General features: G+C 64.9%; 20 protein-coding genes, 1 tRNA gene and 1 pseudogene. 7 read left to right on the plus strand and 15 right to left on the minus strand.

Annotation, left to right across the window (positions count from 1 at the left end; genetic code table 11):
- Positions 1-54: 54 nt before the first annotated feature.
- The 3 genes from RX327_RS00555 to RX327_RS00565 all read right to left on the minus strand — a co-directional run bounded on the left by RX327_RS00555 (position 55) and on the right by RX327_RS00565 (position 3,678).
- Complete coding sequence (locus tag RX327_RS00555) at positions 55-1,584, minus strand: AMP-binding protein (RefSeq protein ID WP_050383462.1); 1,530 nt, start codon at positions 1,582-1,584, stop codon at positions 55-57.
- 123 nt (positions 1,585-1,707) lie between these two features.
- The gene (locus RX327_RS00560; protein ID WP_050383463.1) at positions 1,708-2,838 is read right to left on the minus strand and encodes a DUF5938 domain-containing protein; all 1,131 of its coding nucleotides are present in this window, start codon (positions 2,836-2,838) and stop codon (positions 1,708-1,710) included.
- A 36-nt stretch (positions 2,839-2,874) separates the two neighbouring features.
- On the minus strand, positions 2,875-3,678 hold the full coding sequence (locus RX327_RS00565) for an SDR family NAD(P)-dependent oxidoreductase (RefSeq protein WP_050383464.1): 804 nt from the start codon (positions 3,676-3,678) through the stop codon (positions 2,875-2,877).
- 365 nt (positions 3,679-4,043) lie between these two features.
- Here RX327_RS00565 and RX327_RS00570 point away from each other — a divergent pair, with 365 nt between their 5' ends.
- A complete protein-coding gene (locus RX327_RS00570) occupies positions 4,044-4,649 on the plus strand; it encodes a TetR/AcrR family transcriptional regulator (protein WP_026192040.1) in 606 nt (201 codons plus the stop codon).
- Between the two features lie 226 nt (positions 4,650-4,875).
- Here RX327_RS00570 and ptsN read toward each other — a convergent pair whose 3' ends face one another.
- The 8 genes from ptsN to RX327_RS00610 all read right to left on the minus strand — a co-directional run bounded on the left by ptsN (position 4,876) and on the right by RX327_RS00610 (position 14,766).
- Positions 4,876-5,337, minus strand: coding sequence for a PTS IIA-like nitrogen regulatory protein PtsN (gene ptsN / locus RX327_RS00575; protein WP_317249144.1), 462 nt, complete (start codon positions 5,335-5,337; stop codon positions 4,876-4,878).
- 235 nt (positions 5,338-5,572) lie between these two features.
- On the minus strand, positions 5,573-6,172 hold the full coding sequence (gene hpf, locus RX327_RS00580; protein ID WP_317249145.1) for a ribosome hibernation-promoting factor, HPF/YfiA family: 600 nt from the start codon (positions 6,170-6,172) through the stop codon (positions 5,573-5,575).
- Positions 6,173-6,357: 185 nt separating this feature from the next.
- Positions 6,358-8,010 carry an RNA polymerase factor sigma-54 gene (gene rpoN / locus RX327_RS00585; protein WP_317249146.1) on the minus strand — a complete coding sequence of 551 codons (1,653 nt, stop codon included), beginning with the start codon at positions 8,008-8,010 and terminating at the stop codon, positions 6,358-6,360.
- Between the two features lie 205 nt (positions 8,011-8,215).
- Positions 8,216-9,202 (minus strand): LPS export ABC transporter ATP-binding protein, encoded by a 987-nt coding sequence (lptB, locus tag RX327_RS00590; RefSeq protein ID WP_317249147.1) that lies wholly within the window; start codon positions 9,200-9,202, stop codon positions 8,216-8,218.
- Between the two features lie 342 nt (positions 9,203-9,544).
- A complete protein-coding gene (locus RX327_RS00595) occupies positions 9,545-10,267 on the minus strand; it encodes an LptA/OstA family protein (protein WP_244481776.1) in 723 nt (240 codons plus the stop codon).
- A 5-nt stretch (positions 10,268-10,272) separates the two neighbouring features.
- Positions 10,273-10,998 carry an LPS export ABC transporter periplasmic protein LptC gene (gene lptC, locus RX327_RS00600; RefSeq protein ID WP_028337943.1) on the minus strand — a complete coding sequence of 242 codons (726 nt, stop codon included), beginning with the start codon at positions 10,996-10,998 and terminating at the stop codon, positions 10,273-10,275.
- 154 nt (positions 10,999-11,152) lie between these two features.
- Positions 11,153-11,767 carry a ribonuclease D gene (locus RX327_RS00605; RefSeq protein ID WP_317249148.1) on the minus strand — a complete coding sequence of 205 codons (615 nt, stop codon included), beginning with the start codon at positions 11,765-11,767 and terminating at the stop codon, positions 11,153-11,155.
- Between the two features lie 215 nt (positions 11,768-11,982).
- Entirely contained in the window at positions 11,983-14,766 is a 2,784-nt protein-coding gene (locus RX327_RS00610) for an autotransporter outer membrane beta-barrel domain-containing protein (RefSeq protein WP_160321712.1), read from the minus strand.
- 438 nt (positions 14,767-15,204) lie between these two features.
- Between RX327_RS00610 and RX327_RS00615 the strand changes: the two genes are divergently transcribed.
- Positions 15,205-16,476, plus strand: coding sequence for an MFS transporter (locus RX327_RS00615; RefSeq protein WP_317249149.1), 1,272 nt, complete (start codon positions 15,205-15,207; stop codon positions 16,474-16,476).
- A gap of 84 nt (positions 16,477-16,560) precedes the next feature.
- On the opposite strand, the gene RX327_RS00620 is transcribed toward RX327_RS00615, so the two are convergent.
- Positions 16,561-16,647 (minus strand) — tRNA-Leu (locus tag RX327_RS00620).
- A gap of 146 nt (positions 16,648-16,793) precedes the next feature.
- Between RX327_RS00620 and RX327_RS00625 the strand changes: the two genes are divergently transcribed.
- Positions 16,794-17,759 (plus strand): complex I NDUFA9 subunit family protein, encoded by a 966-nt coding sequence (locus RX327_RS00625; protein WP_317249150.1) that lies wholly within the window; start codon positions 16,794-16,796, stop codon positions 17,757-17,759.
- A gap of 143 nt (positions 17,760-17,902) precedes the next feature.
- On the opposite strand, the gene RX327_RS00630 is transcribed toward RX327_RS00625, so the two are convergent.
- Positions 17,903-18,709, minus strand: a complete 807-nt coding sequence (locus tag RX327_RS00630) for an undecaprenyl-diphosphate phosphatase (protein ID WP_317249151.1) — start codon at positions 18,707-18,709, stop codon at positions 17,903-17,905.
- A gap of 263 nt (positions 18,710-18,972) precedes the next feature.
- Between RX327_RS00630 and RX327_RS00635 the strand changes: the two genes are divergently transcribed.
- Genes RX327_RS00635 through RX327_RS00645 form a run of 3 tightly spaced genes read left to right on the plus strand, consistent with a single transcriptional unit; the run spans position 18,973 to position 21,636 of the window.
- A complete protein-coding gene (locus tag RX327_RS00635) occupies positions 18,973-19,665 on the plus strand; it encodes a glutathione S-transferase family protein (protein ID WP_317249152.1) in 693 nt (230 codons plus the stop codon).
- Positions 19,614-20,804: a tRNA epoxyqueuosine(34) reductase QueG gene (gene queG / locus RX327_RS00640; protein WP_317249153.1), complete on the plus strand. Its 1,191-nt coding sequence runs from the start codon at positions 19,614-19,616 to the stop codon at positions 20,802-20,804. The genes RX327_RS00635 and queG overlap by 52 nt, the downstream gene beginning before the upstream one ends.
- 34 nt (positions 20,805-20,838) lie before the next feature.
- The gene (locus RX327_RS00645; RefSeq protein ID WP_317249154.1) at positions 20,839-21,636 is read left to right on the plus strand and encodes an acyl-CoA thioesterase domain-containing protein; all 798 of its coding nucleotides are present in this window, start codon (positions 20,839-20,841) and stop codon (positions 21,634-21,636) included.
- Positions 21,637-21,744: 108 nt separating this feature from the next.
- On the opposite strand, the pseudogene RX327_RS00650 reads toward RX327_RS00645, so the two are convergent.
- Positions 21,745-22,212 (minus strand): annotated as a pseudogene (locus tag RX327_RS00650) (nuclear transport factor 2 family protein).
- Between the two features lie 25 nt (positions 22,213-22,237).
- A complete protein-coding gene (locus RX327_RS00655) occupies positions 22,238-23,032 on the minus strand; it encodes an alpha/beta hydrolase (RefSeq protein ID WP_317249155.1) in 795 nt (264 codons plus the stop codon).
- Between the two features lie 229 nt (positions 23,033-23,261).
- On the opposite strand from RX327_RS00655, the gene infC reads away from it, so the two are divergent.
- On the plus strand, positions 23,262-23,801 hold the full coding sequence (gene infC / locus RX327_RS00660) for a translation initiation factor IF-3 (RefSeq protein ID WP_317251424.1): 540 nt from the start codon (positions 23,262-23,264) through the stop codon (positions 23,799-23,801).
- The last annotated feature ends 161 nt before the right edge of the window (positions 23,802-23,962 follow it).

Raw genomic sequence — 23,962 nt, forward strand, 5'->3', positions numbered from 1 at the left:
TTGTTTAAGCATGACCTTTTCGGAAAACCGCTTCGCACTTTTCCGGATCATGCTTTAGCGTTGCACCAGCCGCGCGCGGATGTCCGGCTTCAGCACCTTGCCGACCTTGGAACGCGGGAGATCGTCCCAGACCTCGATCTGCTTCGGCGTCTTGATGCTGCCGATCTGCTGCTTGACGAAGGCGGCCAGCGCGGACGCATCGACGGTGTGGCCGGCGCGCGGCTGCACCACGGCGACGATCCGCTCGCCCCATTTGTCGTCGGGCAATCCGATGACGGCGCAATCCTGCACCGCCTCATGGGCACGCAACGCGTTCTCGACCTCGATCGAGTACACGTTGAAGCCGCCGGTGATGATCATGTCCTTGGCGCGATCGACGATGTACAGGTAGCCGTCGCCGTCGATGTAGCCGATATCGCCGGTGTGGTGCCAGCCATGCGCCGAAGCCTCGCGCGTGGCCTCGGGGTTCTTGTAGTAGCCTTCCATGACAAGCGATCCGCGCACGACGATCTCGCCGCGCGATCCTGCCGGCAAAAGCTTGCCGTCGCCATCCATGATGCCGGCCTGCACCAGCGGGCCTATCCGCCCAGCCGACGAGAGTCGCTCCATCGCGATGGTGCCGTCCGGATTGTAGTGATCGGCGGGCGGCATCATCGAGATCATCATCGGCGCCTCGGTCTGGCCGAACAGCTGCGCCATCGGCCCGATCCGCTTCAGGGCTTCGGCGAGCCGCGTCGCCGAGATCGGTGCCGCGCCGTACCAGAAACATTGCAGCGAGCTGCGATCGGCCGCGTCGAGCCCGGGATGATCGAGCAGCATGTAGATCACGGTCGGCGGCAGGAAGGTGTGGGTGACGCGGTAGCGCTCGATCAGCACCAGGAACTCGCCGATGTCAGGGTGGTGCATGATCACGACGCGGCCGCCCAGCGTCATGATGGGGAAACAGAGCACGCCGGCGGCATGCGTCAGCGGCGCCAGCGCGAGATAAATCGGACGGCCCTTGAACGGATAGCCCATCAGGGTCAGCGCGGTCATCGCCTCGATGTTGCGTCCCGACAGCATCACGCCCTTCGGCTTGCCGGTGGTGCCGCCGGTGCCCGGGATCATCGCGAGATCGTCGATCGTGGCGCGCTGATAGACATCGTCGGCGAGCCCGCCGAGCCAGCGGTCGAATGACGGCGCGAACGGCAGCTCGGCGTCGAGACAGACCAGCGCGCGCAGCTTGGGCAGGTCCTGCCGGACCGCCTCGACCATCGGCGCGAAGGTCGAATGAAACAGCAGCAGGCTGCAATCGAACTGATCGAGGATAAACTTGTTCTCGGCGGCCTCGTTGCGCGGATTGATCGGACACCACACGGCAGCCGCGCGCGAGATGCCGAACACGCAGGCGAAAGCGAGCGGATCGTTGCCGGACAGGATCGCGACCTTCTCGCCGGGAGCGATGCCCGACCGGTCGAGCCCGCGCGCGATCCGGTAGCTCAACCGCTGCACCTCGCCGTAGCTGAGGTCGTGCCCGTCCATGGTGAGGCATGGCGCGTCAGCGCCGAGCGAGGCACCCTTGTCGAGATAATCGATGAAGCGCATGGCAGGTCTCGCGCAAGAGGCGGGTGACGCGCTAGTGCGTCACCCGCGAAGGTGCGTTTTCGAGCAAAACGAAAACGCTTCAGGGAACGGAGTGTTGAGCCCCGATCCGATCGGGGCTCAAGCTCAATCATGCACGGTCAGGACCGGCTTGCCGACGAGCCCAAAACTGCGCAATTGCCCGAGCAGCTCGCGATGGCCGAACGCCTGACAGCCGGAGGCGAAGCCTACGCGCTTGGGCGGCTGCTGCAGCAGGTGCGCGGCAGAATAGGCCTGCAGCATGCCGGTCTGCTTGTAGTTGCTGTTGCCGTAGATGACGCAGTGCGCGCGCCCCAGCGGGCCGGAGGCATACACCGAATCCAGCGACTTGTTGACGCGCGGGTTCTCGCGCGGCGGCATGGTGTTCATCACGCCGGCAGCGGTCTGCGCCAACGCGGCGTAGCGCTCGTCGGGCTTCATGTCCTTGGTCGCCTCCAGCGCCGCAGCGACGATCTGCGGTACGCCCAGCATCAGCGCGCGATTGAACACGCCGCCCAGCACCTTGACGTTGGCCACGCGCGGATCCTGCTTGAACCACACCGGGTGCGAGGTGCCGCCCCACGGCAGCGCCAGCGCCAGCTCGTGCTGGCCGGGGATGGCGAGGTTGTAGAGGCCGGCATCGGGCTGATGCTCGACGTACTTGTTCTGCTCCAGGTAGTAGGCCTTGGCCATCGCGGCGTTGACCAGGATGGTCTGCGTCGAGGCGATGGTCGGGCTGCCGCCCCAGAACACGGCGATGTCGAGCGTGTCGAGGCCGGGCGTTTCCAGGCACAGCTGCGCGGCGATCTCGCCGGTGGTGTACATCTGCGCGATGCCCGGCGCCAGCAGCAGGCCGGCATTGGCGAACCTCGTGCCAAACTCATGTTCGAGCGTGATCAGCCAGTCCTGCTCGCCGGTCGTATCCGTATAGTGGCACTTGGCAGCCAGGCAGGCCTGTACCACCTCGCCGCCGAACTTGGCGAAGGGGCCCACGGTGTTGAGCACCACGGAGGCGCCCTTGAACAATTCGGTCAGCGCGGCCACGGTGTGCGGCACCGACACGACTTCGTAGTCGGCGGTCTCGATGCCGGCCACGTTCGACTTCATCGCGGCGTTGAGCTTCTCGGCGCTGCGGCCGGCGGCGATGAAGGGGATGTTGTACTCGCGCAGATATTCGCAGACCAGCCGGCCGGTATAGCCGGAAGCGCCATAGACGATGACGGGCTTCTTCTCGCTCATTGCGATCCTCCGAAATGCTTGTTGTCGGCTTTGTTGCTACATGCCCATGCCGCCATCGACCGGCAGGCCGATGCCGGTGATGAAGCGCGCATCGTTCGAGCACAGGAACACGGCGGCGTCGGCGATGTCGGAGACCTCCGCGAGCTTGCCGAGCGGCGTCTGCTCCACCACCGAACCGACGGCGGCGTTGACGTCGGGCGCGAGACCGATCTTCACGATGTCATTGGCAAGCTGCAGGCCCATGTCGGTCGGGATCAGGCCGGGATAGATGCAGTTGACGCGCACGCCATAGCCGAGCTTGCCGGCTTCCATCGCGCCGACGCGCGTCATACGGTCGACTGCGGACTTGGTGCCGGAATAGACCGCGATGCTCGGGAAGGCGATCGTCGCCGCGACCGAAGCGATGTTGACGACCGCGCCGCCCTTGCCCGCGGCGCCGCCCGGCCGCATCGCGCGGAAGGCGTGCTTCATGCCGAGCACGGTGCCGACGATGTTGACGTCGCACATGCGGCGCGCGTCCTCGGCCTTGATGTCGGCGACCAGCGAGGTGATCTCGATGCCGGCATTGTTGATCAGGATGTCGAAGCCGCCGAGGGTTTCGACCGTCGCGGCGGCGGCGCGCTCCCATTGCGCATCGTCGGTGACGTCGAGCCTGGCGAAGCCGGTCTTCACCCCCGACTTGGCGATCTCGGCCGCACTGGCCTTGCCGGCGTCATCCAGAATGTCACCGATCATGACCGCGGCGCCGGACCGCGCCAATGCCTGCGCGATCGCCGCGCCAATGCCCCGGGCGCCGCCGGTGACCAGGGCTTTCCTGCCTTCAAGGCTCTTCCCACTCATGACGTAGTCCTCCCTTTGCTTGCCGATTGATGGTGGTGCTGACAGAGGCAGCGCGGGCCGGGGCCTGCGCATTTGGAGCGCAATGGTGATCGCGGCCGACGTCGGCAGGGCGCGGCGTTGGCGCGCCCCGGCGGTGCATTTCCTCCTGGTTCGTCGATTGGTCAGCCGTCTTGACGGTTGTCCAAATTATTTCGCCAACCCTCGTCCAGGAACTTGACACTTGTCAAGGTTGAATTTGACAAGTGTCAAAGAGGATGGTTGTGAAGAGATGGAGCGCGCCGCGGTCGTCGCGGTATAGTTGCTAGAGGGAAGAAGCAGAGGAAAGGCACGGAATGGCGCGGCAAGCGACAGGAGCGGCCCAACGCGTGGCTGTAGCGGCCGAGGCGCTGCGCGACGAGAAGTTCAACGCGCGGCGCGTCGAGCTCGCGGAGGCCGCGCTGGAGACGCTTGGCGAGCTCGGCTTCGCGCGGACCAGCCTGCGCGAGATCGCGCAAAACTCCGCATTCACGCACGGCGTGTTTCACTACTACTTCAGCGACAAGCTCGACCTGATCTGCTGTTGCGTCCGCCACTACAAGGCGAAATGCGTGACGCGCTATGACGAGGTGGTGACGACAGCACGCAGCCGCGACGAATTGACCGAAGGCTTCCTCGCCAAGCTCGCGGCAACGCTCGAGAACGAAGCGCGCATGCATCGGCTCTGGTACGATCTGCGCTCGCAGGCGATGTTCGAGCCGGCGTTCCGCAAGGACGTGCTCGAGATCGACAAGAGCCTGGAAGCGATGATCTGGCGCATCGCCACGCGCTACGCCGAGCTCGGCAACAAGCGGCCGGCATCGTCTCCGGCCGCGCTGTACGCGCTGTTCGACGGCCTGTTCCAGAGCGCGCTGCTCCGGCATCTCGCCAATGACGAAAAGGCTATCCCCGATCTGCTCGACGAAGTCCGCCGTCTGCTGCCGACGATCTGCTGAGGGAATTGCGAAGTACGCAGCTTCGTAGCCCCGATGAAGCTTCGTAGCCCGGATGGAGCGCAGCGAAATCCGGGATTCTCGCCAGTTGCAAGATTTCCCCGGATTGCGCTTCGCTCCATCCGGGCTACGGAGATTGAAACGATCGCGCATTGACGTGCGCCACCGCGTGGCGCGCAGTCTATGTCTTGATAACAAGTTGGGCGAACGAATTCGCGAATGCGAACGTTTACGCCGCGCTCGCCGGCGGCAGCGCGAGCACCGAGTAGATCGCCTCGGCATCGCGCGAGGCGCGAAGCTTCTTGGCGATGTCCTGGTCGCGGAGCAGGCGGGCGATGCGGGCGAGCGCCTTGAGGTGATCGGCACCGGCGCCTTCGGGGGCGAGCAGCAGGAAGACGAGATCGACCGGCTGGCCGTCCATCGCCTCGAAATCGATCGGGCGGTCGAGGCGCGCGAACAGGCCGAAGATCTTTTCCAGCTTGGGCAGCTTGCCGTGCGGAATGGCGACGCCGTAGCCGACTGCGGTGGTGCCGAGCTTCTCCCGCTGCAGCAGCACCTCGAACACCGAGCGCTCGTTCTGCCCGGTCAGCTCGGCGGCCCTGGCTGCGAGCTCCTGCAAGGCCTGCTTCTTGCTGTTGACCTTCAATGCCGGGAGAATCGCCTCGGGTGCGACCAGATCGGTAATCGGCATTGGGAGGGTTTCCGAGGTGAATTAAGCCGTCAGGTTGCGAAATAGGCTTTACAGCGGCGGCGTCAAGAAGATGAGGTGGGATGCGGGCTTAGCCCGGGTCCGGTTGGCAGGGCTTCTACTCCAACGTATCGGCGGTGCCAACACCTGCGAACCCTGTTCCGCCCCCCTTGTTCCTGGAGGCGGCGGACCATAAGCAGGGCCGGCTTCGGACGTCAATGCCATCTGCCAACTATCCTCAGGGGCTCACCGCCGGCGGATCGACCCAGCCGACATTGCCGTCCGTACGGCGGTAAATGATGTTCAACCGGCCGCTGCCGCCATGCTGGAACACCAGGCAGGAGGCGCCGGTCAAATCGAGCTCCATCACGGCTTCGCTGACCGACAGCCGCTTCAGCGCGGTGGTTGCCTCGGCAATGATCACCGGACTGTATTCGGTGACCTCGTCCTCGTTCTCGGGCGCCTCGATGACGTAGCTCGGCGCGTCGAGCCCGACGCCGTTCAGTTCGGCAAGCGCGGCAGTCGCGGCATAGGTCTTGCGGGCGGAGCGATCCTTGAGCCTGCTCTTGTAGCGGCGCAGGCGCTTCTCGATCATCAGCAGCGCCTGGTCGGCGCTGGCATAGGCATCCGGTGCGTTCGAATCGGCCTCCAGCGTGATTCCCGAATCGAGATGCAGGGCGCAATCGGTACGAAAACCGAAACCGTCCTTGCTCAGCGTGATGTGGCCGGAATAGTTACCGTCGAAATACTTGCGCAGCACCTCGTCGGTGCGGTCGGCGACGCGGCCGCGCAGGGCCTCGCCGACGCTGATGCTCTTTCCCGAAATCCGAAGGGTCATTTGATGCCTCAATTGCTGGATGCCTCGATCACTCTTGCAGGAGCATGATGCTTGCTGGGCTTCCGGTTACCTCCCTTTCTGGACGGCGCTCGGCCTGGAAAGATTGAGACTATCCCGATTTGGCGCGAACGCAACGAGCGCATGGCCCGGTCCGTACCCGAACGGGGTCACGCTCAAGAAGTAACCTAAACGGAGGCTGTATCGCGCGACCGGTCGGACGAGGAGGCAGGAGCCGAAAGGGCATTACCGAGCATGCTCTGTTTGTCACGGCGGCGCTGCACCGAGGATGGTATCCGCATCGCCTCGCGGTACTTCGCGACCGTGCGGCGGGCAATATCAATGCCCGAAGCGCGCAAGCGTTCCACGATGGTGTCATCCGACAGGATCGCGGAGGGCTCCTCCGAATCGATCAGCTGCTTGATGTGGTGACGCACGGCTTCGGCCGAATGCGCCTCGCCGCCGTCGGCCGAGGCGATCGAGGCCGTGAAGAAATATTTCAGCTCGAACGTGCCGCGATTGGTCGCCATGTACTTGTTGGCGGTGACGCGCGACACCGTGGATTCATGCATCTGGATGGCATCGGCGACGGCCTTCAGATTGAGCGGCCGCAGGTGCGCCACGCCATGTGTGAAGAAGCCGTCCTGCTGGCGCACGATCTCGGTTGCAACTTTCAGGATGGTGCGGGCGCGCTGGTCGAGCGCGCGCACGAGCCAGGTCGCGTTCTGAAGCGCGTCGGTGAAATAGGACTTGTCGCCGTCCTTGCCGACCTTCTTCGACAGCTCGGAATAATAGGTCTGGTTGACCAGCACACGCGGCAAGGTGTCGCTGTTGAGCTCGACATGCCAGCCGCCGTCGGGACCCGGACGGACATAGACATCGGGCACCATGGTCTGCAGGCGCGCCGAGCCGAACTTCATGCCGGGCTTGGGATTGAGGCGGCGGATCTCGCCGATCATGTCGGCGATGTCCTCGTCGTCGACGCCGCAGATCTTGCGCAAGGCGACGATGTCGCGCTTGGCAAGCAGGTCGAGATGCTCGACCAGGGCCTGCATCGCGGGATCGTAGCGATCGAGCTCGCGGAGCTGGATCGCCAGGCACTCGCTCAAATTGCGCGCGCAGACGCCGGGCGGATCGAATTTCTGCAGCACGGCGACGCCTTCGACGTCGGCTTGCGATGCGCCGAGGCGCTCGGCGGCTTGGCCGAGATCGGCCGGCAGATAGCCGGCCTCGTCGACGAGGTCGATCAGGTACTGGCCGATCATGCGCTGCGCCGGCGCCGAGAACGCCACCGCGAGTTGTTCGGCGAGGTGGTCGGCAAGCGTCAGCTCGGCGGCCACGAACGCTTCGAGATTGTACTCGTCGTCGCTGGAGGCGCCGCCGCCCCATTCGGTGTAGACCGATGGCGGTGCATCCTGCGCGGCGCGCGCCGCCGCTTCCGCCGGCTCCTCGGAGAAGACGTTGTCCAGGCCCGTATCGAGGGTCTGCTCGATCTCGGCGCGGGTGCCGAGATCGCGGTTCAGCCATTCCTCCTGGCCAGGCTCGAAGGCGGCCTCGCCGCCCGGGCCTGCGGCCATGTCGGAGGCGTCGCCATCGTCCCCATAGCTGCCGGAACCGTCGGAATCGCCGTAGTCCGGCCGCTCCATGGCCGGCTCGCCCGCCACCGGCGGCTCCGGTCCGTCGGCGGCCCGCTCCAGCAGCGGATTGCGCTCCAGCTCTTCCTCGACAAAGGCCGACAGGTCCAGGTTCGACAATTGCAGCAGCTTGATCGCCTGCATCAGCTGCGGCGTCATGACCAGCGACTGCGACTGCCGGAACTCTAGTCTCTGCGTGAGCGCCATGGAGGCAAGAACGGTCCTGAAAGTTGGCTCGATTCTTGCTTATATTAGTCCGAAGCCCTTGTACACGGCTTGACGGATTGGAAAATAGCGATAAGCGCGATCAGCAAAAGTGGACGCCCAGGTTTTGCGTCCGATCGCGCGTCAAATTCTTTAATTAGCGCATGATCTTATCGCCAAACCGCTTCACACTTTGGCGGATCATGCGCTAGAGGCGGAATTCCTCGCCAAGGTAAAGGCGGCGCACATCCGGATCGGCAACGATCTCATCCGGAGTTCCCTCGGTCAAGATTTCCCCGGCATAGACGATATAGGCGCGATCGGTGAGGCCGAGCGTCTCGCGGACATTGTGGTCGGTGATGAGCACGCCGATGCCGCGATTGGTGAGATGGCGGACGAGGTCCTGGATGTCGCCGACCGCGATCGGGTCGATGCCGGCGAAGGGCTCGTCGAGCAGCATGTAGTTCGGCCGCGTCGCCAGCGCGCGCGCGATCTCGACGCGACGGCGCTCGCCGCCGGACAGCGCGATCGACGGCGATTTTCTGAGGCGCGTGATGTTGAATTCGTCGAGCAGCGAATCGAGCTGCTGCTCGCGCTTCTTGCGCGAGGGCTCGACCACTTCGAGCACGGCGCGGATGTTCTGCTCGACGGTGAGGCCGCGGAAGATCGAGGCTTCCTGCGGCAGATAGCCGATGCCGAGCCGCGCGCGCTGATACATCGGGAGCTTGGTGACGTCGTGGCCGTCGAGCTCGATCGCGCCGCGGTCGGCCTTGATCAGGCCGGTGATCATATAGAATACGGTGGTCTTGCCGGCGCCGTTCGGCCCGAGCAGGCCGACCGCTTCGCCCCGGCGCACATAGATGCTGACGCCGCGCACCACTTGGCGGCTGCCGAAACTCTTTTCCACGCTATGCACAGCCAGATAACCCGGCCGCTTGATCAGCTGCGGCGCGGCAGGCGCGCTGTTCCTGGCCGGCCTCGCACGCACCGGCGCGGGCGCTGCTGCCGGTTGGGATCGCGGCAGCTCGACGCCGGGAGCCGACGCGGCGCGCGCCATCGGCGGCGCATCACGCACCGGAGACGTCAGCATCTCGCCGAACTGATCCCCGAGCGCCGTGATGTCGTCATGCGAGCGCGCAAATCCGGTACTGCGTTTCGCAGAGCGCCGCCGGAACATGCCGAGAAAATCCACCATCCCCGCTTCGCTTCAGCCTTTCACGGTGATCCCGCGACCTCGCCTGCGCATCGATCGATTCGCGTGCGAAGCCGCAAGCATGAGCCGGAAATCTGAATACCGGCCTTCCCGCGCGACAAAAGCGGACGCGTTTGCGCGGAGATCATGCTCGAACAACACGGCAAAGCGCGATCACCCGCGCCTTGAATGAATGGATGCCCCTGTCCCGGCCGACATAATTCCCCTCGAGGCGCATTGTTCGGCCGGGCCGCTGCAGTAGATACAGTCTCGCCCCGCCGGCTTCAACCACGCGGCCGCAGAATATTATCTAACTGATTGATTCTGCTTGACCTTACGTGAGGCTTACTTGGACTTGCCGCCCGGAAGCAGCTGCAGCGGCGATGGGGCCGGGGCTGAGCCGGGGGCGGCCGGCGTGCCGCACTTGCCGCTCTGTCCGCCCGGCGACTGGATGAACAGGCCCTGCACCTTGCCATTGTCGGCTTCGACGCGCGAGACGCCGGTGGTCATGTCGACCAAAAGGCGGTCGCCGCGCAGCACATTCTGGCACTGGGTCAGCACCACCTGGCTGCCGCCGCCGCCAAGCATCGTGATCAAATTGGTCTTGGTGTCGAAGATCGCGGTCTCGCCGGTGACGACCTGATCCTTCTGGGTCACGACGACGTTACCCTTCGCCTCCAGCCGCTTGATCGAGGAAGCGCCGCCGGGGCCGGGGGTTGCCGTCTGCATCGGCGCGGCGCCCTTGGCGGCTGCCCCCTTGGTGCCGGCCGGGGCGGGCGCCGGCGCCTGGGTCGATTTATCCTCATAAAACACAACCAGCGTCTTCGAGGTCATGGTGGTGTCGCCCTGCACGACCTTCACGTTGCCGGCGAAGGTCGCCTCCTTCTTCTTGTCGCGCATCTCCAAGGAGGCGGCCTCGATCTGGATCGGCTGATCACGGTTCTGCGAAAAACCCTGCATCGCGTTGGGCACGCCGCTCATCGAGCCCTGCGCGAACGCAGCGCTCGCGGCGAAAATCGCGAGCAGGAATGCCGCAATTGCCATGCCGTGCGGAAAACGTCTCATCATCAAAATCATTTCGTGTTGGCGGATTTGCGCGGCTTCGGCGGCGGCGGCGGTGGAGCGGGCTCGGCCGGCGGGGCAGCATTGTTGTCGCCGAGCTTGTCGAGATTCATCACGACATTGCCTTCGAACCGCACCAGCTCGCCGCTGTTGTAGATCCGGAGCCTGTCGGCGGTCAGGGTGCCGTCGAGCAGCTTGACGTCGACATGCTCGTCCGACGACACATTGCCCTTGTTGATGTCGACGAAGGCCTGCGTCAGCCTGGCCTCATAGCCGGTGGACGACTGCAAGAAGATGTCCTGGCGCAAGTCGAGCAGCTGCTTCTTGTTGTCGAAGAAGCCGGTGCGCGCATCCATCGTCACCGTCGACTGATCCTGCTGCGCCACCTTGGCGCGGATTGTCTTCAGCTCGACATGGTCAGGATCGGTGACGTCCTGGATTGCGGCCTTGGCCCACATTTCATAGGGTCGTCCGTCGTTGGAGAAGCCTGCGATATGCGGCGCTTCCATCGTGATCTTGGTGCCGGACACGACGAGGTTATCCATCTCGAGCGGCAGCTTGGGAATCAGGTCGTGGAACGGATTGAACAGCGCGATGTAGATGATCACTGCCATCGCCAGCCCGACCATCGCGGGAACCGCTACGCGCAGGACCCGCACCATGCGGCTGTGCCGCGCGGCGGCAGCAAAGCGCGCCTCGAGGCCCGTGACATAGGCTGGATTCTGAACCGAATTCACCTGAGCTCCAGAGGCGCGAAACTGCCCCTATTCTAGCCGGAGCCGCCCAAATATGCAGCCCGGACCTCACCTCGCGCCCCTGCACCGGACCACGCGTGAACAGTTTGGCCGAAACGGGGCGGAACTGCCCCGGCCGCGACGAATTCGGCGCTCATCATGAATGGGCGAAAATGTCCTCGGCCTCCCAGCCGTCGAGATCGAGCCTGGCGCGGGCGGGAAGGAAGTCGAAGCAGGCCTGGGCGAGATCGGTCCGTCCCTCGCGCGCGAGCATGACATTCAGCTTGTCGCGCAGGCCGTGCAGATGCAGCACGTCGGAGGCGGCGTAGGCGAGCTGCGGCTCGGTCAGGCTGTCGGAACCCCAGTCGCTCGACTGCTGCTGCTTCGAGAGGTCGATGTTGAGCACCTCGCGCACGAGGTCCTTGAGGCCATGGCGGTCGGTATAGGTGCGGGTCAGGCGGGAGGCGATCTTGGTGCAATAGATCGGCCCGGTCATGACGCCGAAGGTCTGGTACAGCACCGCGATGTCGAACCGCGCGAAGTGGAAGATTTTGGTGATCTTGGGATTGGCCAGAAGCGCCTTCAGGTTCGGCGCGTCGGTGTGCCCCCTGGGGATCTGCACCACGTCGGCGCTGCCGTCGCCGGGCGAGAGCTGCACCACGCAGAGCCTGTCGCGGTGCGGATTCAGCCCCATGGTCTCGGTGTCGATCGCCACCGCTCCGGTATAGCGGGACAGGTCGGGCAAGTCGCCGCGGTGCAGACGGATGGTCATGCTGTCAAAAACCTCGTCGAATCGCTCTCGGGACAGGCTATCGTCCAATTCCCCGACAGGCGAGCGTGCCTCAAGCTTCGGGTTGCGTGCCGGCATCAGGCCCGAAACGGGCCGAACGCCGCCGCTTGTTCCGCTGGCACGGATAGCTCAGGGTGTAGCGCTATTGTGCTGCGGAGACAATGGCTTGGGTGGCCCACCGCCCCACACCTGCGCCATTATTGCCAGCTGACGCGAAGGCCGAGCCGGCCGGTGACGTCCTCGCGATGGGTGCTGTCCACCGAGGTTGTGTAGCCCATGCTCGCATAGGCGCTGACCGCGTGATTGAGCTGCGCGGCGAAGCCGGCCCCGATCTCGACCGCGGTGCCGCGGCTCTGCACACCGATCAAATCGGTCGCAGCGAAGGCGATGCTGCGGTCGTTCGCGGCCGTGTGCCAGAGATTGGCCTCGAGGTAGGGACGCAGTTCGGAGGTGCCGGCGATGAAGGTCGCAGGGACGCGCACGCCCAGCCGGCCGGTCAGCGTATCGGCGCTGCCGGGCGCGACGCTGGAGAAGATATCGTTGAAGCTGTCGAACGACTGGCGTTGCCAGATCAGTTGCGCCTGCGGCTCGATCGCGAGGAAGCGGTTCAACGGGATCGGCACGCCGGCTTCCAGCGATGCCGCGACGCCGGTGCCCGACAAGCGCGCGCCGACCTGGCGATCCGACTGCGGACTTGCGCCGTAGAAGCTGCCCATCAGCACGGCGTCGACATACCAGCCCGAGGGGCCGATATGGGTCCAGTAGCCGCCGATATTCTGGCTCTCGATCGAGAGCGTGCCGGTGCGGACGTCGTTCCTGCCGAGCGCGAAGCCGTTGATGGTGCCGCTGGCCCAGCCATGGGCATAGAAGAAGCCGGCGCGATCATGATGTTCGGGCGCGGACTGGAAGCGCAGAATATCGACGCCGACCTGCACGCCGGCCATGATGCCGTCGAAGGCGGGACTGACCGTGCCGGCCCAGCTCTGCGAGCTGTGCGAGCCATAGGCACGCGCCCACGCCGCCGGCTGTTCGCCGCTGCTGGTCAGCAACGCCTGATCGCCCTGGCGCTGGTGGAAGGTGCCGAGCGTTGCCAGCCCGAGCTTTTGCGCCACCTGCGGCAGCGCCGAATAGACCGCGACTTCCTCACGGTAGAGCTGGACCGGCGCGGCGCCTGCCGGCGGCGGCGTCAGCGACGACAGGTCCTCTGCAGGCAGCCCCGCGGGCGGCGGCACCACGCCAGGCGATGACGGCGGCGCCGGTGCGGGCGCAGCCGGGGGCGCGGGCGACGCCGTGCCGGGCAACAATGTCGAGCGCAGATACCAGTTGTCGGCGCTGCCGGCGGAGACGCCGCCGCGGAACAGCAGGTATTCGTGCGCGCCCGCCACGACCGCGTTGGAAAGGCCGAATGCGCCCGCAGCCGTGGTGCCGCCGTTGACGGCCTGCACCACCATGATGCCGTCGGCGGTGGTCAATGCGCCCGCGCCACCGGCATTGGTGACGGTCACCGCGGTCGAGCCCGACGCATTGCCACCGGAGATGACGAGGCGATCCGATGGCGAACCATCGCCGCCGAGCACGGTGCGCAGATAGAGCCCGCCGCCATTGCCGACGTAGTTGCCGGCAATGGTCAGGCTGTTCGCCGCGGTGGCGCCGCCATTGGTCAGGTTGATGACGCCGGCATTGGTGACGGTGATCGGCGGGCCGCCCGGAAACGGCGTGATCGACGGATTGGCGCCGTTGCCCGCCAGCAGGCTGGTGCCGGCCGCAATCGACACATTGCCGGTCAGCGACGTCTGCAGCGTCAGCGAGCCGCTGTTGACGAAGGTGTTGGCGAAGGTGCCGGTGCCGGCCCAGGTCCAGTCACTGCCCTCCATCGTCAGCGTCTGGAATCGCGCGAACGCATTGTTGGCCGTGCCGCTGCCTTGCAGCCGCACCTGATTGTTGCCGCCGCCGCCATCGGCAAGGCCGACGATCTGCGAGCCGGTTTGCAGGATCATCGTCACGGCGCCGCCGCCGCCCGCGAGCGCCGTGCCGCTGTTGCCGGCGATCAGGCCGGCATTGACGATGGTGGTGGCGCCGTTGAGCGTGCGGATCGCGGGCCCGGCCTGGCTGATGATCTTGCCGCCGGCGAGATTCTCGATGCGGGCGGTGAATGACGAACCCGCGGTGTTGGAGAACACGCCGTCGGCATTGACGCCGCGCGCCTCGATCGTGCCGCTGTTGCGCAGCACGCCCGCATTGCCTTGCATGAACACGGTGTTGTTGGCGGTGCCGCCCGCATCGCCGCCGGTCGTCAGCAGCGTGCCGGTATTGGTGATGCTCGCGAACTGGCCGGCGGAGAAGATCGCACGCGCGCCTGCGCCGGCCGTGGTGATGGTACCGCTATTGGTGAAGGTGTTGCTGTCGCCGGTTTGCACAAAAAGGCCGTGCGACTGCGGGCCCTGGGTGGTGATCGTCCCGGTATTGATCAGCGTGTTGTTGTTGTGCTGCGTGAGCCCGGTGATGGCAAGGCCGCGCGAGGTGCCGTTCTGCGTGGTGATCGCGCCGTTGTTGATCAGCGTGTTGCCGTTACTGCTGGCGGCAATCGCATTGCTGCCGGCGCCCGAGGTCGCGATCACACCCGACGCGCCGTTGGTGAAGACATTGCCGTCGCCGCTGCCGAAGATGCCGGTCCCGCCGCCGCTGACGGTCAACGTGCCGTTGTTGGTGGCGGTGCTGCTGGAGACCAGACCGATCGCGGTCGCTCCGCCGCCCGGCGCGATGCCGGCGCCCTGCAGCACGTTCACGGTGACGTTCGAGCTGCCGGCAGCGGCCTGCACGCCAGCCGGCGAGGGATTCGGCGCTGCGATCGAGCAGGTTACCGTCTGCCCGCTTGCTGGCGCGAGGCTGTCGCAGGCGGCCAACGCCGGCGAAGCGGACAACAGGCAACCGCCACTTAAAGCCGTGCACGACAGGATCGCCGCGAGCCGCGATGAAACCATGTCCATCTCCAACGCCCGCGCGAATCCGAGCCCACGGCCTCGCGCCACCTGCTACCCCCGCCCCGCTCTCAACTCAGCTGATCCGCTCCGTTCAAGCTTGAAACGATTTGCAGCGACGGTGTTGCACGACTGCCACAGACGGAACCATGAGATGCATCAACATGATTCACATCCTTGACGTGTGTACGCTTCCAGGGTTGTGGAGTACAGCATTCACCCGTTGCAGCCCTCATTCGATACAACCGGAAACAATTGCCTTCGCGCGTCGGGCATCCGGCCGGTCCCTTTCCCCGCCAACCTCGACGTGGTTCGCACGACCAGCCATCGCCCGCGCACTTTCGATTTCGATGGAACTGTTGCCCCCGCGCCCCGTGAAATCGTCCCGCGCCCACCCTATCTGTTGCCGGCCCGAACCCGCCTTGCAATGAAACGAGCCTTATGTCCGACCAGACGCTCGCCGCGCCGATCGACGACCAAGGGAAACGCCAGCGCGGCTTCTCGCGCTACCAGGCGCTCCTCATCGCGCTGCTGACGTTCACGCAGTTCACGATCATTCTCGATTTCATCATCATGTCGCCGCTCGGCGCCATCCTGATGCCCTCGCTCGGCATCACGGCCGGGCAGTTCGGCGTCGCGGTGTCGGCCTACGCATTCAGTGCGGGCATTTCGGGAATCCTCGCCGCCGGCTTCGCCGATCGCTTCGATCGCAAGCGGCTGCTGCTGTTCTTCTATGTCGGCTTCACGCTCGGCACTGCGCTCTGCGCGGCCGCGCAGACCTACCATGTGCTGCTGCTCGGCCGGATCGTGACCGGATTGTTCGGCGGCGTGATCGGCGCGGTCGTGCTCGCCATCGTCACCGACCTGTTTCCGCTGCACCTGCGCGGCCGCGTCATGGGCTTCCTCCAGACGGCGTTCGCCGCGAGCCAGGTGCTCGGCATTCCCGCAGGGCTGTTTCTCGCCAATCACTTTAACTGGCACATCTGCTTCGTTGCCATCGTCGGCCTGTCGATTGTCGCGATCGCGGCGATTGCAATCGCGATGCATCCGGTCGACGCCCATCTCAAACTGCAGCACGACAGCAATCCGTTCCGCCATCTGATCGCAACCGTGGGGCAGCCGCGCTACACGTTGGCCTTCCTGGTGACCACGTTGCTCGCGACCGGCGGTTACATGCTGATGCCGTTCTCCAGCGCCTTCACCGTGCACAATCTCGGCATCGACATCACGCATCTGCCGACGATCTATCTCGTCTCCGGCCTGTTCAGCATCGTCACGGGGCCGCTGGTCGGACGTGCCAGCGATGCGTTCGGCAAATATCCGACCTTCGTGTTCGGCTGCGTGATGACGGTGGCCATGGTGCTGATCTACACAAATCTCGGCCACGTCTCGCTGGCGACCGCGATCCTCGTCAACGTCCTGATGTTCGTCGGCATCTTCTCGCGGATGATCCCGTCGCAGGCGCTGATGTCGGCGATCCCCGACGCGAGCCAGCGCGGCTCCTTCAGCGCGGTCTCCGCGTCCGTGCAGCAGCTGTCGGGCGGGCTGGGATCGGTGGCTGCAGCCGCGATCGTCGCCGAGAATCCGGACGGCTCGCTGCTGCATTTCGACCGGATCGGCTATGTCGTCGTGGCGAGCTCGATGATTTCGATGATCGCGATGTACTTTGTGCAGAAGCCGATCGCGCGGCGTGCGGGACGGCGGATCGTCTAACGAAACTGCGTCCGCCTCGGCCGATTACGGCTACGCCGCACCGACCCTACGAATGCAAGCGATTTCAACCGCTTATAAAGGGGGTGGTGCCCAGGAAAGGACTCGAACCTTCACGGCCGTTAAGCCACTGGCACCTGAAGCCAGCGCGTCTACCAATTCCACCACCTGGGCATGTGGAGCGGCTTAGTAAGGATCGGTTGCGCGCTTGTCAAATTCGCGATTGGAAATTCAAATACCCTGTACAGGATAAGGCCGATGGCGTATCGCCAGACGGTTAACCTACGTCAATCGCTCTCGAATCCCACAGGAATCACCCCATGGCATCGAACCTGGACACGCTGGTCACGGTCTTCGGCGGATCGGGTTTTCTGGGGCGGAACGTGGTCCGGGCACTCTGCAAGCGCGATTACCGCATCCGAGTCGCGGTGCGGCGACCTGAACTGGCCGGCCATCTGCAGCCGCTCGGCCGGGTCGGGCAGATCCACACCGTGCAGGCGAATCTGCGCTATCCGGCCTCGGTCGAGGCGGCGCTGCGTGATTCGCATGTCGCGATCAACCTCGTCGGCGTCCTCACCGAGGGCGGCGCGCAGACCTTTGACGCCGTCCAGGCCAGGGGCGCCGAAACCGTCGCCAAGGCGGCGGCCGCGGCCGATGCCGGCGTGGTGCATGTCTCGGCGATCGGCGCCGACGCGGAATCGCCCTCGCGCTATGCCAGGGCCAAGGCGGTGGGCGAAGCCGCGGTCCTGGCCGCCTTGCCGTCGGCCACCATCATGCGGCCGTCGCTGCTGTTCGGCCCCGAGGACCAGTTCACCAACCGCTTTGCCGCGCTGGCCCGGATGTCGCCGGTGCTGCCGCTGATCGGCGGCGACACAAAGATGCAGCCGGTCTATGTCGGCGACGTCGCGAACGCCGTGGCCCATGCCGTGGACGGCAAGGCGGAGCAGGGCGCAGCCTACGAGCTCGGCGGGCCGGAAGTGCTGACCATGCGCGAGATGATGCAGATCATCCTCAAGATCACCCAGCGCGATCGCATGCTGGCGCCGCTGCCGTTCGGCCTTGCCAAGTTCCAGTCGTACTTTCTGCAGTTCGCGCCGGGGCCGTTCACGCTGACGCCGGACCAGGTCGCGATGCTGCGTTCGGACAATGTGGTGTCCGACGCCGCCAAGGCGGCCGGCCTGACGCTGGAAGGCCTCGGCATCACCCCCGATTCGCTGGAAGCGATCGCCCCGCAATATCTCTGGCGCTTCCGCGCCGCCGGTCAGTTCCAGAAGAAGAGCGCGTAGGCAGCTTCTCCACTTGTCGTCCCGGCGAAGGCCGGGACCCATAGCCACCGATGTCCGAGGTGTGGAACGCTGGGGCCACGGCTATTCGCGACCGCAATAGCCGTGGTTATGGGTCCCTGCTTTCGCAGGGACGACAGAGTGCCTTACCTTCCCATCGCCAGCGCGATCAGGCCGAGCGTGCCGACGATGACGCGCCACCAGGCGAACACCACGAAGCCGTGCCGGGTGACGTAGGTCAGGAACGTCTTCACCACGATGATGGCGGTGATGAACGACACCACGAAGCCGATCGCGATCACGCTGAGGTTGTCGGAGGTGAAGTCGGCGCGGCTCTTGTAGAAGTCGTAGGCGAACGCACCGATCATGGTGGGAATAGCGAGGAAGAACGAGAACTCCGCCGCCGCGCGCTTGTCGGCCCCGAGCAGCATCGCCGCGACGATGCTGGCGCCGGAGCGCGACACGCCGGGGATCATCGCCACGCACTGCGCGATGCCGATATAGAGATACATCAGCAGCGGGAAGCGCGTCGCATCGTCCTCGTACACTTTGAGATCGAGCTTGTCGACCCAGAGCAGGATGGCGCCGCCGACGATCAGCGTGAAGCAGATGACCCAGGGATTGAACAGCAGGCTCTTGATGTACTTGCCGGCGACGAGGCCGACGATCACGGCCGGCAGGAACGCCACCAGCACGCCGATCACGAAGCGCCGGTCGTCGGGATTGGTGAACATGCCAAGCGCCACGCGCCACAATTTGACGAAATAGAGCGCGAGGATCGCGAGGATCGCGCCGAGCTGAATCAGGATCGCAAAGCTCTTCCAGAAATTGCCTTCGCCCAGATTGAAGAAGCGCTCCGCAAGCAGCAGGTGGCCTGTCGAGGAGACCGGCAGGAACTCCGTGACGCCCTCGACGATGCCGAGAATCACCGCCCGCAGCATATCCGTCATCATGTTGTGGCCTGCCCTGTGTGGAAAACGGGATTCTTCTCGCTTATTCGTACATTGGCCGCAATCGCAAAAAATCGTCAAACAATGGGTTACCCGACCGATTTGCTGAGCTATAGCGTTTTTGTGACCCGCACCATCTGCGGGGATGGCTACCGGTTTGCGTGCTGACGCGACATAGAGACGACCGGAACTGGTCTGGCCAAAGCACTGGTCCAGGCCGCACAGGTTGATGATTTCTTAAGCGCCGCGAAACTACCAAGGGCTTCATGTATACGCTGTATCACCATCCGTTCTGTCCGCATTCGCGCTTCATTCGGCTCGTGCTCGGCGAGTATGGGCTCGATTTGCGCCTTGTGGAGGAACGGGTGTGGGAACGGCGCGAGGCGTTCCTGGCGCTCAATCCGGCGGCCACCACGCCGGTGCTGATCGCCGAAGGCTTTCCGCCGATTCCGGGTGCGCCTGTGATCGCCGAATATGTCGACGAGGCGCACGGCCTCGATGCCGGCGACCGGCGGCTGTTGCCGACGTCGACGGCCGAGCGCGTCGAGGTCCGCCGGCTGATGTCCTGGTTCAACGAAAAGTTCTTCGAGGAAGTCTCGCACCCGCTCGTCACCGAGCGCATCTACAAGCGCTTCATGAGCGAGGAGAACGGCGGCGGCCCGCCTTCGGCCGACGTGATGCGCGCGGCGAAGGCCAATGTGCGCTATCATCTGGCCTATATCGGCTGGCTGGCGCAGACGCGCAATTTCCTCGCCGGCGACCGGCTCACCTACGCGGATCTCGCCGCCGCGGCGCATCTCTCGGCGATCGACTATCTGGGCGACGTGCCATGGAGCGAGGACGACGCAGCAAAGGCGTGGTACGCGCGGGTGAAATCCCGCCCGTCGTTCCGTCCGCTGCTCAGCGAATGGCTGGCCGGCGTGCCGGCGTCGCGGACCTACGTGGACCTGGATTTCTGAACCCGCCGGTCAGGCTCTCCCCTTCCGATCTCAAGGCAGCGCTGCAGCGCGAGGCGCATGCGCTCGGCTTCGATGCCATCGGCTTCACCACGCCTGATGCGACCAGCGAGGCCGGAAAACACTTCCTCGAATTCATCGCATCGGGCGGCCATGGCGACATGGACTGGCTCGCCGCAAGCCCTGAGCGCCGCGTCGATCCGCGCGGGCTGTGGCCCGACGTGCGCAGCGTGATCATGCTCGGCGTCAATTACGGGCCCGACGACGACCCGCTCGACATCCTTGCGCGCCGGTCGCGTGGCGCGATCTCGGTCTATGCGCAGGGCGACGACTATCACGATCTGATCAAGAAGCGCCTGAAGTCGCTGGCGCGCTGGCTGGTCGCGATCACCGGCGATGAGGTGAAGGTGTTCGTCGACACCGCGGCGGTGATGGAGAAGCCGCTGGCGCAGGCGGCGCATCTGGGCTGGCAGGGCAAGCACACCAACCTCGTCTCGCGCGAGTTCGGCTCGTGGCTTTTTCTCGGCGCGATCTACACCACGCTGGAGCTGCCGCGCGATGCCGCCGAGCTCGATCATTGCGGCTCGTGCCGGGCCTGTCTCGACATCTGCCCGACCGCGGCGTTCCCCGCGCCCTACAAGCTCGATGCGCGACGCTGCATCTCGTACCTCACCATCGAGAACAAGGGACCGATCCCGCGCGAATTTCGCAAAGCCATCGGCAATCGCATCTATGGCTGCGACGATTGTCTTGCGGTGTGTCCGTGGAACAAGTTCGCGCAAGCGGGGCGCGAGCAGAAGCTCGCCGCGCGCGATGCGCTGCGCGCGCCTGCGCTCGCCGAATTGACACGGCTCGACGACGCGGCGTTTCGCGCGCTGTTCACGAAGTCGCCGGTCAAGCGCATCGGCCGCGACCGCTTCTTGAGGAACGTGCTGATTGCGATCGGCAACTCGGGCGAGGCAAGCCTTGCCGGCGAAGCGCGGCGTTTGCTCGACGATGCGAGCCCGCTGGTGCGCGGCGCCGCGGTGTGGGCGCTGTCGCAACTGATCGCCCGCGATGCGTTCGCGGCGCTGGCATCGCGCGCCGACGGCGAGCCCGACGTCACGGTGCAGCAGGAGTGGCGCGCCGCGGCGGCCTCTTGATTTCATCGCGCCATTCCCGTCATGGTCGCACGCCATGACAAACCAGCCCTTCTTCACCAGGCACGGCGACGGCTTCATGCCGACATCCGTTGCGAACGGACCGTGGAGTCCGGAATCCCTGCACGGCCGCGTCGTGATCGGCCTGCTCGCCTTCGTCATCGAGGAGCGCCACGGCTCCGACGGTTTCGTCCCCGCGCGGTTGACAGTCGACATGTTCCGGCTGCCCAACATCACGACGCCGATCGAGGTGACGACGAAGCTCGTGCGCGACGGCATGCGGATCAAGATGATCGAGGCCGAGTTTTTCTCCGGCGGCACGAGCATGGCGCGCGCCTCCTGCCAATTGTTGCGCCGGACGGAAAACGCCCCCGGCAATGTGTGGTCGCCGCCGAACTGGCAGGTGCCGGCACCGGCGGAGATTCCGAAGCCGACCGATCCCCGGCTCGGCATGAACGGCAAATGGACGACGCGGCCGATCGTCGGCCAGATGGGATCGCTCGGGCCGCGCCGGCTCTGGATGAGCGAGGTGCGCGAGCTCGTTGCGGGCGTGCCGATGACGCCGTTCGTGCATGTCGCAACCGGCGCCGATTTCGCCAGCCCGTTTGCCAATGCCGGCGACAAGGGGCTCGGCTACATCAACAGCGACGTCACGATCTATCTGCACCGCCTGCCGGTCACGGAATGGATCGGCTTCGAAGTCGTGAACCACCACGCCACCGACGGCGTCGCGATCGGCGAATGCTGGCTCTATGACGAGCAGGGCCCGATCGGCACCGCCACGGTCGCCGCGCTGGCGCAGCGCAAGCCGATGGCGAATCCGCCGCCGCCATGACTGTCATTCCGGGGCGATGCGCAGCATCGAGCCCGGAATCCATCGGGCCGCAGAGACCAACGGAGAAATGGATTCCGGGTTCGCGCTTCGCGCGCCCCGGAATGACGGTCAGGTGATATGCCGCTGCATCTCCGGCCGCGCCTTCAACTCGGCGCCCTGCCTGGCAACGATCTTCGCAATGCGCTCCGGCGCGAACTTCAGATCGACGAACGCCGGCGCGGTGTTGGCGACCTCGTGATAGCTCGCGATCTTTTCATCCCGCAGCGTCATGATCGCGACGCCCTCGAACATCGCCCGCGCCCCCTTGGCTTCCGGCAAGGTCGAGCGTTAGCTGAACGTATAGCGCGCATAGAGCGTGGTGCCGTCGGAGACGGGGTCGTGCATGTCCCAGCGGAAATCGGTTGCCGTGCGATAGAACCAGTCGTCGATCATGTCGGCGATCTTGCCGTGGCCCTTGAAGGCACCGTAAAACACGTCGTGATAGACGCCGTCGTCGGTGAAAAGGCTCGCAAAGGCCTTGCCGTTGCGCTGCTCGACCGCGTCGCAGAAGGCGCGCAGCATGGTCGTGGTGTCCATTGGCGCTTCCCCCTCTACGGAGAGCTTAGCCGATCTCCGCCACCGCGGCGATGATCCGGGCGATGTCCTGCGGGCGGGAGAGGCGGTGATCGCCGTCCTGGATCATGGTCAGCACGACGTCATCTGCCGGCAGGCGGTGCGTCAGCGCGAACGCGTGCTGCCATGGCACGTCGGGATCTTTCGCGCCTTGCAGGATGCGGACGGGACAGCCGAGATCGATCTTGCTTCCGAGCAGCAAATGATTGCGGCCCTCCTCGATCAGGTTCCGCGTGATTGGATAGGGTGAGCCGTCGCCGTAATCCGACGGCCGCATCCAGACGCCCTTGGTCTCGATCTCTGCGCGGATCTCCGGCGAGAAGGCCTTCCACATCAATTCCTCGGTGAAGTCGGGTGCCGGCGCGATCAGCACGAGGCCGGCGAGCTGTGCCTTCCCGTTCCCGCGCCTGGCGATCTCACGCGCAAGCAGCAGCGCCATCCAGCCGCCCATCGAGGACCCGATCACGACCTGCGGCCCGCTGCAGAACTGCGAGAATACCGCGACGCTCTCCTCCAGCCAGCGTCCGATGGTTCCGTCAGTGAAGTCGCCGCCGGACTCGCCGTGGCCGGAATAGTCGAACCGGACGCAGCCGCGACCATGCTCGGCCGCCCATGCATCGAGCGCGAGCGCCTTGGTGCCGGACATGTCGGACTTGAAACCGCCGAGCCATATCAGTCCGGGGCTGCTGCCGGCACGGGCGCGCACCGCGATCCGGCGCGCCTGACTGCCCTCGCCGACCTCGATGAAGGCCGGTTCCTGTTCCGATGCGGCGGTTTGGCTCATGGTTCGGTCACTCGGGTGTCAGACATCTGCTTTTCAATTGTCGCGCGGCACCGGTCAACGGCCGCGAGTCCCGTCTTGCGGACCAGACGCGCCCGCTATATGTGCCGGGCGTGGCCAAAATGCCTCGCAATTGGCGGTTTTGCCGCTTAAAGAAGCGAGTTCGCTTGCCCGTTGCAGCATCTTGCTTCAAAATATCGGCCTTCCCTTTCACAACTTTGGAGAGCCACCCATTCGCCGTCCTAATAAAGCTCCGCCCGCTGCCAGCAAAGACGGGCCGCGCATCAATGATGATATCCGCAATGCGCAGATCCAGCTGATCGACGCGGATGGTGTCAATCAGGGCACCGTCGAAACCATGGTGGCCATCAAGATGGCCATGGAAGCCGGCATGGATCTGGTCGAGATTTCGCCGAATGCCAGCCCTCCCGTCTGCAAGATCATGGACTACGGGAAGTACAAGTATTCCGCTCAGAAGAAAGCCGCGGAAGCCCGCAAGCGGCAGAAGACCGTCGAGATCAAGGAGATCAAGCTCCGCCCGATGATCGACGACCATGATTACGACGTGAAGATGCGCGCGATGCAGCGGTTCTTCGAAGAGGGCGACAAGGTCAAGATCACGTTGCGCTATCGTGGCCGCGAAATGGCGCACCAGGAGATCGGCACCAAGCTGCTGGACAAGATCAAGACCGACGTCGCCGAGCTCGCCAAGGTCGAGCAGGACGCGCGGTTCGAAGGTCGCCAGGTCGTCATGGTGCTGGCGCCGCGCTAGTGTGCTGAATGCGAAGTTCGTGCGATTTCGCGGCAGCCACTTTCACGAACTTCGCATTCATAAAGCACACTAGAATCATAAGTTTGCTAGTGCCCTTATCGAATCCGAAGTTCGCTCCGAAGGTGCGGCAAACGATGCGAACTTCGGATTCGGGACACTAG

Origin of the sequence: Bradyrhizobium sp. BEA-2-5, assembly GCF_032918025.1 — a bacterium.
In the GTDB taxonomy this organism is placed as follows: domain Bacteria; phylum Pseudomonadota; class Alphaproteobacteria; order Rhizobiales; family Xanthobacteraceae; genus Bradyrhizobium; species Bradyrhizobium pachyrhizi.